This window comes from Pectinatus frisingensis, assembly GCF_014076555.1.
In the GTDB taxonomy this organism is placed as follows: Bacteria; Bacillota; Negativicutes; order Selenomonadales; family Selenomonadaceae; genus Pectinatus; species Pectinatus frisingensis.
The window spans coordinates 1,417,748-1,433,824 of sequence record NZ_CP045424.1 but is presented as its reverse complement, the minus strand read 5'-3'; the positions used below and the strand labels follow the sequence as shown (position 1 = coordinate 1,433,824).

General features: G+C 37.8%; 18 protein-coding genes and 1 riboswitch. Of the genes, 8 read left to right on the top strand and 10 right to left on the bottom strand.

All coding sequences use genetic code 11. From position 1 onward, the window contains the following. Window positions 1-24 precede the first annotated feature (24 nt). The 7 genes from F8M42_RS06665 to F8M42_RS06635 all read right to left on the bottom strand — a co-directional run bounded on the left by F8M42_RS06665 (window position 25) and on the right by F8M42_RS06635 (window position 6,403). Complete coding sequence (locus F8M42_RS06665; protein ID WP_182188548.1) at window positions 25-951, bottom strand: MFS transporter; 927 nt, start codon at window positions 949-951, stop codon at window positions 25-27. A gap of 560 nt (window positions 952-1,511) precedes the next feature. After that, complete coding sequence (locus F8M42_RS06660) at window positions 1,512-2,042, bottom strand: hypothetical protein (protein ID WP_182188547.1); 531 nt, start codon at window positions 2,040-2,042, stop codon at window positions 1,512-1,514. A 400-nt stretch (window positions 2,043-2,442) separates the two neighbouring features. Continuing rightward, entirely contained in the window at window positions 2,443-2,571 is a 129-nt protein-coding gene (locus F8M42_RS13840; RefSeq protein WP_229711537.1) for a YoaP domain-containing protein, read from the bottom strand. Window positions 2,572-2,680: 109 nt separating this feature from the next. Beyond that, entirely contained in the window at window positions 2,681-3,019 is a 339-nt protein-coding gene (locus tag F8M42_RS06650) for a YbjQ family protein (RefSeq protein WP_182188546.1), read from the bottom strand. Window positions 3,020-3,114: 95 nt separating this feature from the next. Beyond that, on the bottom strand, window positions 3,115-3,684 hold the full coding sequence (locus F8M42_RS06645; protein WP_182188545.1) for a lipid-binding SYLF domain-containing protein: 570 nt from the start codon (window positions 3,682-3,684) through the stop codon (window positions 3,115-3,117). Between the two features lie 411 nt (window positions 3,685-4,095). Further along, window positions 4,096-5,373 carry an IS110 family RNA-guided transposase gene (locus tag F8M42_RS06640; protein WP_182187977.1) on the bottom strand — a complete coding sequence of 426 codons (1,278 nt, stop codon included), beginning with the start codon at window positions 5,371-5,373 and terminating at the stop codon, window positions 4,096-4,098. Between the two features lie 349 nt (window positions 5,374-5,722). Further along, a complete protein-coding gene (locus F8M42_RS06635) occupies window positions 5,723-6,403 on the bottom strand; it encodes a flavodoxin family protein (RefSeq protein WP_182188544.1) in 681 nt (226 codons plus the stop codon). Between the two features lie 566 nt (window positions 6,404-6,969). On the opposite strand from F8M42_RS06635, the gene nifH reads away from it, so the two are divergent. From nifH to F8M42_RS06595, 8 genes are all read left to right on the top strand, one after another. After that, window positions 6,970-7,794, top strand: coding sequence for a nitrogenase iron protein (gene nifH / locus F8M42_RS06630; protein WP_182188543.1), 825 nt, complete (start codon window positions 6,970-6,972; stop codon window positions 7,792-7,794). Window positions 7,795-7,829: 35 nt separating this feature from the next. Next, window positions 7,830-9,392 carry a nitrogenase iron-iron protein, alpha chain gene (gene anfD, locus F8M42_RS06625; protein ID WP_182188542.1) on the top strand — a complete coding sequence of 521 codons (1,563 nt, stop codon included), beginning with the start codon at window positions 7,830-7,832 and terminating at the stop codon, window positions 9,390-9,392. Between the two features lie 23 nt (window positions 9,393-9,415). Continuing rightward, the gene (gene anfG / locus F8M42_RS06620; RefSeq protein WP_196595516.1) at window positions 9,416-9,763 is read left to right on the top strand and encodes a Fe-only nitrogenase subunit delta; all 348 of its coding nucleotides are present in this window, start codon (window positions 9,416-9,418) and stop codon (window positions 9,761-9,763) included. A gap of 112 nt (window positions 9,764-9,875) precedes the next feature. Then, window positions 9,876-11,264: a Fe-only nitrogenase subunit beta gene (gene anfK, locus F8M42_RS06615; protein WP_182188541.1), complete on the top strand. Its 1,389-nt coding sequence runs from the start codon at window positions 9,876-9,878 to the stop codon at window positions 11,262-11,264. A 23-nt stretch (window positions 11,265-11,287) separates the two neighbouring features. Then, complete coding sequence (locus F8M42_RS06610) at window positions 11,288-11,716, top strand: hypothetical protein (RefSeq protein WP_182188540.1); 429 nt, start codon at window positions 11,288-11,290, stop codon at window positions 11,714-11,716. 52 nt (window positions 11,717-11,768) lie between these two features. Further along, the gene (locus F8M42_RS06605) at window positions 11,769-12,299 is read left to right on the top strand and encodes a pyridoxamine 5'-phosphate oxidase family protein (protein WP_182188539.1); all 531 of its coding nucleotides are present in this window, start codon (window positions 11,769-11,771) and stop codon (window positions 12,297-12,299) included. 173 nt (window positions 12,300-12,472) lie between these two features. Further along, window positions 12,473-12,799: a P-II family nitrogen regulator gene (locus F8M42_RS06600; protein ID WP_182188538.1), complete on the top strand. Its 327-nt coding sequence runs from the start codon at window positions 12,473-12,475 to the stop codon at window positions 12,797-12,799. A 14-nt stretch (window positions 12,800-12,813) separates the two neighbouring features. Further along, the gene (locus F8M42_RS06595; protein ID WP_182188537.1) at window positions 12,814-13,218 is read left to right on the top strand and encodes a P-II family nitrogen regulator; all 405 of its coding nucleotides are present in this window, start codon (window positions 12,814-12,816) and stop codon (window positions 13,216-13,218) included. Between the two features lie 136 nt (window positions 13,219-13,354). After that, a riboswitch (cobalamin riboswitch) is annotated at window positions 13,355-13,531 on the top strand. 215 nt (window positions 13,532-13,746) lie between these two features. On the opposite strand, the gene F8M42_RS13620 is transcribed toward F8M42_RS06595, so the two are convergent. The 3 genes from F8M42_RS13620 to F8M42_RS06585 all read right to left on the bottom strand — a co-directional run bounded on the left by F8M42_RS13620 (window position 13,747) and on the right by F8M42_RS06585 (window position 16,041). Then, the gene (locus tag F8M42_RS13620; protein WP_229711535.1) at window positions 13,747-14,085 is read right to left on the bottom strand and encodes a transposase; all 339 of its coding nucleotides are present in this window, start codon (window positions 14,083-14,085) and stop codon (window positions 13,747-13,749) included. After that, window positions 13,983-15,332, bottom strand: coding sequence for a transposase (locus F8M42_RS06590; RefSeq protein ID WP_229711502.1), 1,350 nt, complete (start codon window positions 15,330-15,332; stop codon window positions 13,983-13,985). The genes F8M42_RS13620 and F8M42_RS06590 overlap by 103 nt, the downstream gene beginning before the upstream one ends. A gap of 103 nt (window positions 15,333-15,435) precedes the next feature. Continuing rightward, on the bottom strand, window positions 15,436-16,041 hold the full coding sequence (locus F8M42_RS06585; protein ID WP_182188536.1) for a hypothetical protein: 606 nt from the start codon (window positions 16,039-16,041) through the stop codon (window positions 15,436-15,438). Window positions 16,042-16,077 lie beyond the last annotated feature (36 nt).

The following is a 16,077-nucleotide window of genomic DNA, read 5'->3' as shown; positions in this document are numbered from 1 at the left end:
CTATATCATGTGCTCTTAAAATTTTCAGTACTGGTCTGAATCCTTGGGTCCATTATATGATGTCATAAACATGCTGAATACAAATAATGACTTTTTTATGCCATTTTTTGACCGTACCGACATAAAAACAGCCCCGAACAATGCACCCACGCCAGTAGCACTCATTAAATGAGTGTATACATCTCCTCCCATGTGCAATACCTCTTTAGTAAAAACAGGCACGATAACTTGCATATTCATGGCAAAAGTACATATTATTGCCATAAAAATTGTATCGAATCTTAAATATTCATCATTTTTTATATAAACTATACCCTCTTTTATTTCTTGTATTAAATTTTTATCTTTTATATTTTTTATATTATTTGATTTAACATTTATAAGCAAAAGTCCTATTAATACTGCAAAAAAGCTTAGACTGTTTAATAAAAAACAATATACCAGGCCCATACTGACCATTACGATGCCGGAAACTGCTGGGCCGACTATCTTAGCAAGATTCACTACTGCCGAATTAAGCGATACAGCATTCATTATACTGTCTTTTGGCACCATTTCATGTAAAAATGACTGTCTGGCCGGCATATCAAATGTTTGGATAATGCCTAGAAAAGTACTTAAAATTAAAATATGTACATAATTAACTGCACCAAAATATGTCAATAATGTTAATATTATTGATTGAATCATAGATAAAAACTGCGTTATCAATATAATTTTTCTTTTATTATGTCTTTCTACTATCACCCCGGCAAACAAAGTGAATAAAAACATAGGCACAAATTGGCACACACCTATCAGTCCCACTAAAAAAGGTGAATTCGTCATTGAATATGCCATCCAGATCAATGCTGTACGCTGCATCCATGTCCCCATTAATGATACACATTGTCCAGACCAGAAGAAGCAAAAATTTCTATATTGTAATGCAGAAAATGTTGACTTTATCAAATTAATTATTTTATTTTTAAAAATAATTACCCCTCCATTTTTATATTGTTCAACTTTACCAGTTAAAATCAGTAAATAATAAACAGTGAACAAAGGTGATGAGAAAGTGTGCGAATTACCTTTAATAAATTATTGGCACCGAAAAAACAACAAATTAATTTCTTAGATAAATGGTAAAGAAAATGTTTACGTCCATTTTCTTTGCATAAATTCAACTAACACTATAATTAAATTTTATAGGTATTACCAAATCTTTAAAATCCGAAAATATTTTTCACAAAAAAAGAAGCCATCGCACTTTCAGCATGCGATAACCCCATAATATTTACTTTACCAATGATCGCTAAAATTTATTGTTAAGCTGATTGTATTATTTATATACCCTATACAGGAGTATTAAGTTTTTGCATATCATCTTTGATGATAGTTTTTTTGTTAAATAAACCCATCGTGCCATAATGAATAGCACTTTAAAACTTCATCAGATACCCCTTTAGCTGCCTTTTTAATGCCCCAAATTTTTACTTATTATAATAAAATCTTATTTTTAAAGCAATAATTTAATTGACTGTTAGTGTATTTATAGATTTTTCTATAATAGGCATAAAATCTGCCATATTATCAGTTGTCGTTACATAATACACTCCTATAATTTTGCTATTTTTTAAAGTTAAATATATTCTCCCTGAAAGTGAAATATTATTTTTTACAATTGTAAAATCACTTATTATTGCCGGATATCCGTTAATTGTAATTCTTTTAAAATTAGATTTTGTTTCAATATCACTGCTGATAGCAAATTTACCAAACATAGAAGAAATAATATTTATTATTTTTTCGTCAGAAATGATATCCAAAGTGGCATCTTCAGGTATATTGTGGTTAATAACTGATATTATCTCACAAATTTGAATTTTACCATCACCTAAAAGCGTGGTATAGGAATTTTTTTCAGCTGAATAATAATCTTTACGCACCTGCCAATTATCAGGAACTGTTATTGAAACATTTTGTGGATTAGTATAGACCTGTGCAAACACTGTACCCGAAATTATACATAGTAATAAAGTAAGCAATAAAATCCTTTTCATTTGATGAACTCCTTTTCACAAATAAATTGCCTTTATATATTTAATTTTAAAATACCATCTGCTATTATGAATCTCCAAAAGCAGAATTCCAAATGACTGATAGAGTATACAAACAAAACGACATTGTTCCAGTATTACACGCGAATAATTCGTAATGTAACAAAAGGTAATACTGTGAATAAATTCCCAATAATAAGTTGCTGCTTATGATATTGACCATGGAATAAGATGAAATAAACCGGTTTATACGCGTCAATTATCCTTTTCTGCGTTCAATTATAGCATAGATTGATAAAAAATCAATTATCTTATTTATACAGAATCAGGTACACTTATATTATCATAATAGATAGAAATATTTTGTCATATACTATCTGATACCGACTATCGGAAAGTTCTTTTATATCTGGAATTTTTTCTCTAAAAAAGTTTCATTCAGAAGGTGATTTGTTTCAAATTTCCCGTTATAAAAGACCGCCCAATTATTGAAAATGCAGGGAAGATTTTTCGATTTTTCTAAGGTATCCACAGCACAAATGTTCTTTATCAATATTATCACTTGTCAAATTTATAAACTGTTCGCCCACATTTTCCTCCCACAGTCACTTTGCAATCTATTATAGTTATAGCAATTATAATCAAGTCCTACTGGATACCCTAACAGCAGTACCGTAGCATATGACCTCGGTTATACCTCTTGCGACTTCATTTGCGTCATAGCGCATGGCGAGAATAGCATTGGCATCAGGAGTTTCATCAGCGGCATGCTGAATCATATTATCAAAAGCTTCTTGCCGGGCCTTTTCACAAAGCTTTGTATATATTGAAATATTTCCGCCGAATATGCTTTGAAAACCCGCACCCAAATTTCCTATGACACTTCGTGAGCGTACTGTTATTCCTCTTACTAATCCATAATATTCAATAATATTATAGCCTTCCAATCCGCATGTAGTCGTAATAAGATTTTTATTCATATGTGCTCCTTTTAATAGAAATAGCCATGTATAAGTTATCATACAGCATTTCCATTATACGTGGCCCGACTGTTAAGTTAATAATCAGCAATTTCCTAATTAAGATCTTTATCTTTATAGTAATTAGTACCCTTCACAGCCAATTCGGCGGCCAAGCCTTTTGTAGTCATCTGGTATATCCATACACCCGGTGCCACTTGCACTGCTCCTTCTAATGAATCACCATTCACTCCATCACTGGCCGCAGCCGTTGCCTGTGCGCCAAAGGACCAGCCTTTGTCCACAAATGAGTTCCACGCATCTTCATTTGCAAAAACAAAAATAACGGCATATTCTTTAATCCCTAAACCGAGCCCTGCCTGATATTCCTGCATTCGCATGAATATTTCCTTTCCGGTACGGTTATTTATTGCCATCCCACGGCCATGGGAACTTCCTAAAATCCCCAGTTTAAAACCGGTATTATTAAATACTGCATAACCGGCAGCATTACTAATGGCATGTTTTGCACCAGGCTGTTTTTCATAAAGCATATTTAATGTTGCTATTGTTTTTTGCCGCAATTCATTTTTTTGATATTCCTTATCAGCCGCAGCTGCTGTTGCAGCAAATGTAAACAATAAAATAAATATTATCCATACTGATTTAATCATTGTTTGCCGCATATTCATCCTCCTTATATAATCTTGCTTTTTCTCTTTAAATCTCTGTTTTTCTCACTTTTTCATAAACAAAAGAGCTATCAATGTGGCTTCATCCTGCATTTACTGCTCGGATTCGCAGGTTTTTGCGTACAACAAAGAGAACGTCGTTGTTTTCTTTTTTTGAAAGGCCGTCTCTTTGCCCACTTTTCCTGCGGCGGCACAACCTCCTATGTCTAACGGGATCCTCTGTTTCCAGTGTCCTGAATTCCCTCGTTCGGCCTGTCCACATATGGGTGTCTGGATGCTCCTCGACTGAGTCTCTGCTCTAATGGAATAATTTCTGACTACCGGCTCTTTGCTTATGCTGTTGTGCATCTATTTTCTTCTGGCACCTTTCGGTGGACGTTTTCCCAAAAGATTTTCTTTTCTTGCTCAGGCGGCCTTGAGCGGCCGATGGATATCCTCCAACATCTTTTGTCCGTCATAGACTACTTTTTTCGTCAATATGGCATAAAAGATACGGATCAGCTTACATCCTACGGCTATTACGGACTGTTTTTTCTTTAAAGGATGCTCTGGGCGACCAATGTAATACGCATGGATGCTACGAAACTCCTCGTTCTTCGCGATCAGCGGGATGACGCCCTTGAATAATATGGCTCGAAGCCTAGCCCTTCCTCGCTTGCTGATGGTCGTCTGCCCCTTGTGTCTTCCTGAGCTGTTTTCCTTTAATGCGAGTCCCGCCAGTTTCTGTATTTGCTTTGGTGAGTCGAAACGCCTCACGTCTCCTACCTCTGCCAGAAACCCGGCTACCGTGATGAGCCCTATTCCCTTGATGGCTAGCATTTGCTTGCTTTCTGGTATCTTGCTGCACAGTTCCTGGATTTTCTCCATGACTTTCTCGTACTGTACCTTGTGGTGTTCATATTCTTCCAACAGGAGTTCCATCTCCATCCGGGCCGCTTCGGAGCCTTGCCGCTGGCCTATGCTTACTTTGGCAGCGTTCATCAGGGTCGTTGCCCGTTTCATTCCCACTGCACGCAATTTTGCATCTCGCCATATGCGGTTGACTCCCTCTGCTCCCAGTTCTACGATGTCTGCTGGCATACAAGCTTTCTTTAGCAGAATGATACTGCTCTTGGCTTCAAAGCTGCCAAAGACTTGCTCATATTCTGGAAAATATATGCTAAACCACCGATTTAGACGATTCTTACAGCTGATAAGCTGCTCCATCGTCCGCTGGCGGATTGGCGACATGATTCTCAGGTCTGCGTATGCGCCCTTCGGACTGTACGGCACGCCATAACGGCCCTCCGTAACAAGCTTCGCGATCACCTTGGGATCCTTACGATCGTTCTTTGTCTGGCTGTTGTCATCCATTTCTTTGCTCTGCCTTACATGATACGGGTTGACGAGTACCAGCTGAATGCTAGCTGCCTCCAGATAATCTCTGAGCGTGAACCAGTAATGGCCCGTAGGTTCTGCTCCGACTACAGCTTTATCTTTTTTCTGTGCTGCCTGCAGTTCCACAATCCATTTGTGGAAGCGGTCAAAACCGTCTCTGCAATTAGCGAATTTCAGGACTTTACTCAGTTCCCGTCCTCGCCAATCAAAGGCACGCGCATAATGGATTCTGCTGCCAATGTCGACGCCGACTACCAAAGTTGTTTCTGCGATTTGCTCAATCTTTTCATTCTGTGTATAATTCATAGTAAGGATGCCTCCGTTGAATATAGATTTATTAACTGGTCAGGTTAACAATCTTTATTCTACGTGAGGTATTCTTTTTTTGCAAACCCGCTATTTTTTACTTAACGGGAATGCTCCTATATAGATAATACCCGAGTATTATGATAAAATTATCGTTCATATAATAACGTTCAGATATATAGGCCGTTGAATCTGTTTTTAGCGAAGAAATCGTATTTACATAAAAGCATCTCCTATTATTAATAAATAAAAAATTTTCCTACATACAATATCGTAAAATAATAGGAATAACTTAAGCATTCATATTCAATAAAAACAAGATTGTTTTTATTGGTAGGATATCCATGTTTTATGCAAGCTGCATACCAATATATTTAACATAATCCGGTATTGACATCAACTGCATGTCAAGATTTGATTTTGTTTTTTCTGATATATGATTCTGTTTTGCCAATTCATATCCCGCCTGCTCGACAACGTGCAGATACTGATTTACAGCTGCTCCAATCTTTGCGTCTTTGTTTTTTAATAACTTACCACAGCTGCGATAGATCTCAAGAACAGGGTTACAGGAAGCAAACACCGCTTTCATTGTTTTAAAGTTATTATTGCCCGGAAAACCGCAGTTAGAGATTACCACGAACTGTTGTGTTTTTGGTTTTGAGTCGACAAGGTCAAATTCCCCCCCTGAGTTTATAATCAAGGGACTTTTCAAAGGAATAAGCCGATCAACAAAATTTTTAAGAACTGCCGTCATGTTCCATGTATAAACAGGCGAGGCAAAGCAGACTATATCAGCCTCATTGTATTTGTCCAAAAGTTTTTTCATATCATCCTGCAACACACATTTACCCGGTGTTTTGAACCAACAGGCAAAACAACCCTTACAGTATTCAATTTTTTTATCAATTAAAAAAATGTTTTCTGTATTGGCACCCGCTTTTGCTGCACCGCGCAAAAACGCTTCTGTGATTACATTTGTACTGCTGTCTGCTCCGCTGGGACTTCCATTAAACGCGATAAATTTCATTTGGTTTTATCTTCCTTTACAATAATAGTCAAATTGCATTAATATAATTTGTTTCTCTTGGAAATGTTTCCTTTTATATATTAATTGTATAGGGAATATTAGCTGTTGGTCAATAAACGCTCCGTAGATGAATTCATTTATACAATTATTGATATTGTGTTTAGCTAATCCATTACAAAATATATTTCTAATATTCTGATATTTATATTGATAAGAAAAAAATTTAATATATTTATATTGACTTCATAAAAAAGATATGCTAAAGTGAATTATGCTTATAAATTTAAGAGCGAAGGCGCTTTCGTTATTATCGTCAGATAATGATGAAAGTGCCTTTTTGTGTTTTTAAGGAGGCATGAAAATCAGACAGATAAAATGAATTTAAAAAAGCCCTATGAATACGGCAATATTCATAGGGCATGGGTATTCGCCTATTCCACTGGTATGAGGATTATTTGATATGCCCATTTGTAGTATAGCAAAAGGGTAAAAACTTTTCAAGGGAATAAGCGGAAAAATCAGGGTGATATCGATGGTATGTGCAAAGTTGAAGGGAGTAGTTAAGAATGAGGAAGATTGCAATTTACGGAAAAGGCGGTATTGGTAAATCGACAACACAGCAAAATACTGCGGGAGCTATGGCCCATTTTTTCAATAAAAAGGTGTTTATACATGGCTGTGATCCAAAAGCAGATTCCACACGCATGATTCTGGGGGGAATGAACCAGAAGACACTGATGGATATGCTGCGCGATGAAGGTGAAGAAAAAATTACGGTTGACCGTGTCGTAAAAGAAGGATACGGCGGTATTAGGTGTGTGGAATCCGGTGGTCCCGAACCGGGTGTCGGCTGTGCCGGAAGAGGTGTTATAACAGCTATAGATTTAATGGAAAAAAATGGTGCTTATACCGATGATCTTGATTTTGTGTTTTTTGATGTACTGGGTGATGTTGTCTGCGGTGGATTTGCCATGCCGATACGTGAAGGAAAAGCCCAAGAAGTATATATAGTGGCCTCCGGTGAAATGATGGCGATATATGCCGCCAACAACATATGCAAAGGTTTGCTGAAATATGCCAAGCAGAGCGGTGTACGGCTGGGTGGAATAATATGCAACAGCCGTAATGTCGACAGGGAAAAAGAATTTCTGGAGGAATTCACTTCCGCTATCGGTACCAAAATGATACATTTTGTACCGCGTGACAACGTTGTTCAAAAAGCCGAGTTTAATAAAAAAACGGTTGTTGAATACGATGCTGAATGCAATCAGGCAAATGAATATAAGACTTTGGCTCAGAAAATTATAAACAATAAGGATTTTGTCATACCGCATCCTTTAAAAATGGATGAATTGGAAGCTATGGTCGTAAAATACGGAATAGCAGACTGAAAATATTCACTGTCCGTTATGAGGAGGAATAATAAATGCCTTATCATCAATTTGAATGCAGCAAATGCATTCCTGAAAGAATTAAACATGCTGTAGATAAGACAAAAAATGACTTGACCGAAGCATTGCCTCTAGGATACCTCAATACTATCCCGGGAACATTATCTGAGCGTGGTTGTGCATATTGCGGTGCCAAGCATGTTATCGGCACACCGATGAAGGATGTTATCCACCTTAGCCACGGACCTATCGGCTGCACCTATGATACGTGGCAGACAAAAAGATATATAAGTGATAATGATAATTTTCAAATTAAATATACTTTTGCATCTGATATGAAAGAAAAACATATTGTCTTTGGTGCGGAAAAAGTCTTAAAAAATAATATCATTGAAGCGTTCAAAGCATTTCCTAAAATCAAACGGATGACGATTTATCAGACATGTGCATCAGCGCTCATCGGTGATGACATTAAGGCGATTGCTAATGAAATAATGGATGAAATGCCTGATGTAGACATTTTCGTCTGCAATTCACCCGGATTTGCCGGCCCCAGCCAATCGGGTGGGCATCATAAGATAAATCTGGCTTGGGTAAACGATAAGGTTGGTCAGGTAGAACCCAAAATCACCAGTGATTATGTGATAAATTATGTTGGTGAATATAATATTCAAGGCGATCAAGAAGTTATGCAGGATTATTTTAAGAGGATGGGTATTCAGATATTGTCGACATTTACGGGAAATGGTTCCTATGATGACTTGAGAGCGATGCATCGGGCACAGCTTAATGTTCTGGAATGTGCTCGTTCAGCCGAATATATCTGTGATGAACTGCGCAAACGTTATGGTATACCGCGTATGGATATCGACGGTTTTGGTTTTAAAGCATTGACATCTTCGCTTCGCAAAATAGGGCTTTTTTTCGGTATTGAGGACCGCGCTGAAGCTATTATTGAAGAAGAAACCAAACGTTGGAAACCGGAACTTGATTGGTATGCGGCGCGTTTACAAGGGAAAAAAATATGTTTATGGCCAGGTGGTTCAAAATTATGGCATTGGGCTCATATCATTCATGAAGAAATGGGTTTAGAGGTGGTTTCTGTCTATACTAAATTTGGTCATCAGGGTGATATGGAAAAAGGTATATCCCGTTGTGAAGCAGGTGCTTTGGCTATTGATGACCCTAATGAGCTTGAAAGTTTGGAAGCAATGTATAAACTAAAACCGGATCTTATAGTTACAGGAAAGCGTCCCGGTGAAGTGGCGAAAAAAATCCGTGTTCCTTATCTTAATGCCCATGCCTATCATAATGGTCCATACAAAGGTTTTGAAGGCTGGGTAAGATTTGCCAGAGATATTTATAATGCCGTATATTCCCCAATTCATAAACTATCACTCGTAGATATCAGCAAAGACGAAATAACCACTGACAAAAGCTTTGTGACACGTCAAATGCTATCGGATGACCAGCTCGATGAATCAATCATAAATTCTGAAAAATTACATGAATATACCGGTGAATTCGACAGTGTAAAAAAACTGCGCAGAAAAGAATATCCTCAATATCCAATGAAGGGCAAGCTGGCAGCAGTCTGATTATGTAAGGGAGGCAACCGACCGTGGAAATCACAACAGAATCAGGAAAAGATGCTTTAATGAATTATATCATGAAAAATTGTCTGTGGCAGTTCAATTCCCGCGGCTGGGACAGAAAATTGCAAAATGAAAATATCATAGAAAAAGCCACACAAATACTCTGCATGGAAGAAACGACAAAGGAGAGTCTGGCTGACCGTTGTTATTGGGCTGAAGCACAACAATTGGTAAATGAATGGGAATGTTTTTCCTGGTTAAAAGTAATGAACTCCGTAGATATTAAAACTATGATGGGAAAATTAAAAGAAGCTCTTGATTATCAATTGATTACTAACTCTCTTAATGAAGAACTTAAAAATCCTAATTATTAAAATCTATTCAGTGGCTTGCCTGCGCCTGCCTGAGCAGGCAGACGCAGACAACGCCTTTATAGTAAGCTGTTCTATCTGAAAAAGCAATTGAAATAAAAAGGGGTGCGCAGCAATGCCTTGTAAATTGAAGGAAAAAGAACGTACAGGTGTGATCAATCCTATTTTTACCTGCCAACCGGCAGGAGCGCAATATGCCAGTATCGGCATACAGGACTGTATTGGAATCGTACACGGCGGACAGGGCTGCGTAATGTTTGTACGGCTGTGGTTTTCCCAGCACTACAAAGAAAGTTTTGAACTGGCATCTTCATCTTTACATGAAGATGCGGCTGTATTTGGCGGCATCCATCGTGTAGAAGAGGCTGTCGATGTTCTTCTTATGCGTTATCCACATGTTAAAGTTGTTCCGATAATTACCACTTGTTCAACAGAAGTAATAGGAGATGATATTGACGGGGTAATCAATAAACTCAACGAAGGATTGTTAAAAGAAAAGTATGCCAATCGGGAAGTCCATCTGATTCCTATTCATACTCCCAGCTTCAAAGGCAGTCATGTAACAGGCTATGATGTCGGTATGGAGGCAATCATAAGTCATTTTGCCAAAAAAGACAAACCGCAAAAAAAACTTAATGTACTGACCGGCTGGCAGAATCCCGGGGATGTGCGCACGCTTAAGCATTTGCTCTCCGAAATGGAAGTAGATGCCAACATCATTTTTGACATTGAAAAATTTGATGCTCCGCTGATGCCTGACGGCAACCATACAGCACACGGCAGCACAACTATCGAAGATCTGGAAAATACCGGCAGTGCAATCGGAACAATAGCGCTTAACCGTTATGAATCAGGCAGGGCAGCGGCTTATCTTGAAAAAACATTTGGTATTCCCACAATAATAGGTCCTTCACCTATAGGTATACGCAATACTGATACCTTTCTGCAAAACGTAAAAACGTTGACGGGTAAATCAATTCCCCAGTCTTTGGTGAGGGAGCGGGGTATAGCTATCGATGCCATCACAGATGTGGCACATATGTTTTTGGCTGATAAACGTGTAGCTATTTATGGCAATCCTGATCTGGTCATAGGTCTTACCGAATTTTGTCTCGATATGGAAATGAAACCGGTTTTACTACTTTTAGGTGATGACAATACTAATTATGCTGCTGATAAACGCATAAAAGCTTTACAGGAAAATATTAACTATGATATGGAAATAATCACTAATGCAGATCTTTGGAATCTGGGTGATCTATTGCAGAATAAGGGATTGAAACTTGATCTTATATTGGGACATTCCAAAGGCCGTTTCATTGCCATGGACAATAAAATTCCTCTTGTACGTGTCGGGTTCCCCGTGTTTGATAGGGCAGGTTATTATAGGGACCCAACAATTGGCTATGAAGGTGCCATGCTGCTGGCTGAAAAAATAGCCAATGTATGGTTTACTGATATGGAATATACCAAAAATAAGGAATGGCTTCTGAACATGTGGTAAATGCATTATAACAAGGGCAAAAAATGAAAAAATATTTTACCAATATAGCCGGATTCAAAAAAAGATATCACAGTGCGCTGATGTATCACCATCGGGCCGAACAATTTATGCTTGAAAAGCAGTCTTATATTGTGGTCTTTGATATAGCATCTATAGCTGTAGAAAATTATCTTATAGCCATATGCGAATTTTACAGTATTGATCCGGCAACGCATAATTACCAATCCCTTATGGATGCACTGGAACAAATCACAGATATAATTATACCCTCAGATATAACTGCACAAATAAGAATTTTAGATACTGCTTATGGTATATGTTCATTGGAAAATTATCAACGTAAAACAAATTTCACCAAAGTCGAAATTTCTCAGATACTGCATTTATGTTGTTATTTATCCAATATGTCACAAAAAATACTTTCTCAAATTTCATCTAAAAATAACAAATAAACTATACCATACTATATTCTTTGTATAATATGGAAAAAATGGGAGAAATGCGATGACGGGTATACGCTATAAACAAAGGATTTGCGAAGATAAAGGGAAAATCGACAAATTCATGAAAAACATGAGAACCGGTACTTTGGCTGTGATGAGTAATGGGGTTCCCTATGCCGTGCCACTTAACTATATATGGCTGAACGATACGGTTTACTTTCACGGCCTCGCTTCCGGACGTAAGGAAGAAGCCTTAAAGAACAATCCACAGTGCTGTTTTACAGTTTATCACGAATACGGCACTGTAAAAGATGCTATGCCATGCCACGCTGATACAGCTTATTTCAGTGTCATCATATTCGGTAAGGTAACTTTATTGGAAAACTATAAGGAAAAGGGTGCCATACTTAAGGAACTGACTGAAAAATATATGCCGGGATATTATAAAACGGATTTTACGGGAAATTTCATAAAAAACTATAAATCGGCCAATGATGGCTGTACAGTACAAGTTCACAAGCTTATTGCCGATATATTAACAGCTAAAGAAAACTATGCCGAACCGGAAAAACTTTTTGCATCAGCGCTTTAAAATATTTCAACGGTTCTGTATTATGCAGTTCAATCTTCATAATTTTCTTGACATGGTCATACTGTGACTTATTTTTCTAAAATAAATACATCATATCTGGCAATTTTATTTTTGTAGGACTACATTTACCATCACACGGTTTAACTGAATAATTTTGAAAGGAAGTGTTGTTTATGTTAATGGTTAAAGCATTTATCCGTCCAGAAAAAAAGAATTTATTATTGGAAAAACTTTCAAAAGCTGGTTTTCATTCGGCAACAATTATTGACGTTGTCGGCCGCGGTAAACAGCAAGGCATAAAGTTTGGTGAACGCATATACGATGAAATTCCCAAATGTATGCTGATGCTGGGGATAGAAGACACTGCGAGAAATGATGTGATCAATATTATTCTTGAATATGCTAAAAGTGGCGCTGAGGGAGCATTTGGTGACGGAAAAATTTTTGTCAGCCGATTAGAGCAGGTATACACAGTTTCCAGTGGGAAAACAGGTTTGTAATGGAGGAGGCAACAATGAAAGAAATAACAGCTGTCATCCGGATGGAAAAAATTGGTTCTACTAAAAAGGCTTTGTTGGACATTGGTATTCCTGGATTTACCGCATTTAAAGCCGAAGGGAGAGGCAGACTTGTAACTGATAAAAATCTTCTTGCCAAACGAAAACTATCTATTGTCAGTATGAATTCTGCAAATAGCGGCTCTGATGTATTGATGACTGAATTTGTCAATGGTACTAAGATTTTTCCCTGCAGGGTGATTATCGTGCTCGCAGCTGATAAAGATGCTGATAAAATCATACGGGCAATAATCGGAGCTAACCGCACCGATTACGGCATAGGTGACGGGAAAATTTTTGTAGCGCCACTGGATGAAACTATACGTGTCAGGACTAGGGAAACAGGAGATGCAGCATTGTAAAGTTTTTTACAGAAAAATGCGCATCTTCCCTATAGACTGGATGGAGATGAAATAAATTATTACACGTAACCATTTTTATAAAATGAATGTGTATATTGACAAAAAAGATAAATATAGTTAATATTAATATGAAAATAAAATATTGTTGGAAACAGGCGTCAGAAATGACTTAATAGGGAATTTGGTATATGCCGAAGCGGTCCCGCCACTGTGAAGATGAGTTTTTCAAACTATGCCACTGAAGTAAAACTTTGGGAAGGCTTGAGAAATAATGATCCTGAGCCAAGAGAACTACCTGTTTTAACGTCACCATTAGCATTGGTTATTTTTGTTGATGCTTATACCTGCGAGCGATAGGTAGGAGATTTTATATTACAGATTTTTGTGATGAATATTTCTGGGGCTGTGACAAAATGAGAAATCATTTTATCCACAGCTCTTTTTTGTGTCTATTTTGAAATTTTCACAAGATAAATCCGAAAAAAGTGTATACCCCCCTTTTCCCATAAGAACTGCAATTTTTTCAGCTTATGCGGCTTTTTTGATTCGCAATCTTTTATTGTAATATTTATATAGGTTGTAACCGATAGAAACCAGAAAAATCTCTAAACGTACCTGTTCCATACCTTTTCGAACTATTCTTTTGTACCAGCGATTATTTTTCATAATCCCAAAAGTACCTTCAGATTGAATCGAGCGATTCATACGAAGAAGCGCTCCTTGAATGCTTTCTAAGTTGTTCACAACTTCTTGATGCATAGAGGTTAGTTCCTGGTTAAGACGAATCGTCCTGTTTTTGTCCGTCTTTTTACATTCGGCACCATAAGGACAATCTGTACAATTTTTGCACTGGTAAACTGTCCGTATCGATTTCCTTTTACATTTTGTCTGTATTGCAGATGAAATGCCTGTCCTGCGGGACAACGCAGAGTACCTTCTTCATCAATCTTGAAATTTACTGGGCGAAACTGATTCTCTCGATACTTCGCATTTGTGGTTTCTTTCTTGTACATCGTGAATTTCATGTATTTTTCCATCCCGTGCTGCTCACAGTAAATATAATTGTTGTATGAACCATAGCCTGCGTCAGCTACGGGATACTTTGGATAAAATCCGTAGGTATTATGAAATTTCTCCAGTAAGGGAACAAAACAATCCATGTCTGCACGGTATTGATTTACATCAGCTACAGCTATGTATTCATCTGCAATACCAAATTGAACATTGTAGGCTGGCAGGAGCTGGTCGTTGCCCATATAATCTGTCTTGATCCGCATGAATGTCGCACAGTGATCTGTTTTGGAATAACTGTTCCCGTCTGGACCACAAATAGTTATTTTTTCAACATATTCTTTGAGTTTGGCTGTATATTCCTGAAGCCGTTCGTAATAGCGCTGCCGGGGTGTTTTTCGATGGCCTTTTCCATGGACAAATTTTGTTTCATCTATTTCATAGATTTTGGCATACCGATCTGTTACTTCATTCAGGTATTCAGGAACATATTCGGAATTCGTATCAATTTTGATATTAAATCCGGCAAGATCATCGTTGATTTCATCAAGTAACCCGGTGATTTTTTCAAAAAGCCTGTATCTGGACTTTTCAGTTGCTTTCTTCCATACCCAGCTGTATTTATTGGCATTTGCCTCAAATTTCGAACCATCGATATACAGATGGCTCAAATCCACATGATCTTCGGCAAAGATTTTCTTATTGATATCGCTGAACAATTCCTCAACCGATGGATTGAGCATATTTTCGATGAAATATCCGAAAGTTCGGTAAGAAGGTGTCTCATGATCCATAAGGTACATAAAGCGAAGATTGACTTTACAGCAATCTTCCAGTTCGCGCAGAGAGATATATCCATTTGTCATAAATCCAAATAAGATTGTTTTCAACATACTGGTCGGGTTGTATCTGATGCGTCCGGTAACGTGTTCCGGAACATTTTTCAGGTACTTCTCCAAGTCGATTCCCTCCATAAATCTGTCGAAAACCAGCACGGGATCACAGATATCCAGAAAATCCGAAATAAATAGTGGCAAAACTGCCTGTTTTACTTTAGAATGATTAGGGGTAATGTTTTTCATTGGTACGTAAAATTTTACCACAAAAAGAGGTCCATCAGCTATTCTGAGCTGACGGACCTCTTTTTATTTGTCAGGGCGTTATTTCACAACCCCTTATTTATTCAGCATCATCAAGTAATAAATTTTATTGCATCATAAAAGGAATTGGCTGCTGCGGTATATAGCGCTGTTTCACAAAAGTGAACGTTTCGGGATCAATGGCTTTATTAAAGCACATTGCCGGTATTCCACCGTGACTGATAACTTCCGGCTGCATACTGCTAATGGCTATTTTTGCCGCAGGGGCAAGCGCCATACCCATACAAATATTGCTATAAAAGCGGGGGATAAACAACCTGGAGGCAAGGGGATTGTACCCATTTTCCATACCCAGCAAAGCTTTGAGTTGTCCGATGTTTTCAGCATCCCTTTTGTCGAGTTTACTGTTAAGACTGAGTAAAGTAAGCACCGGATCAGCTTTTAGGAGCTGTTTTATTAAAGATATCCGCTTACAGCTGCCAGACTGCTTTGTACCGTCGGTAAAAAATAAGTGTTCCGAATCGCTGCGGCTGATGATATGTATCCAGTCCGGTTTACGGCTGACTGCAGCTGTCAGGATATCTGCCGACTGCCGGCAGACCACCATATTCATTTTTACCATACTGCCAACGGCCTGCCAAAGACTGTCGGCTTCTTTCATACTATCAGTAACATCCAGTTTTAAAACCAATAATTTCTGTTTAGTATTCATCGTCATCCTCCTGTACAAATTAAATATACAATAAAA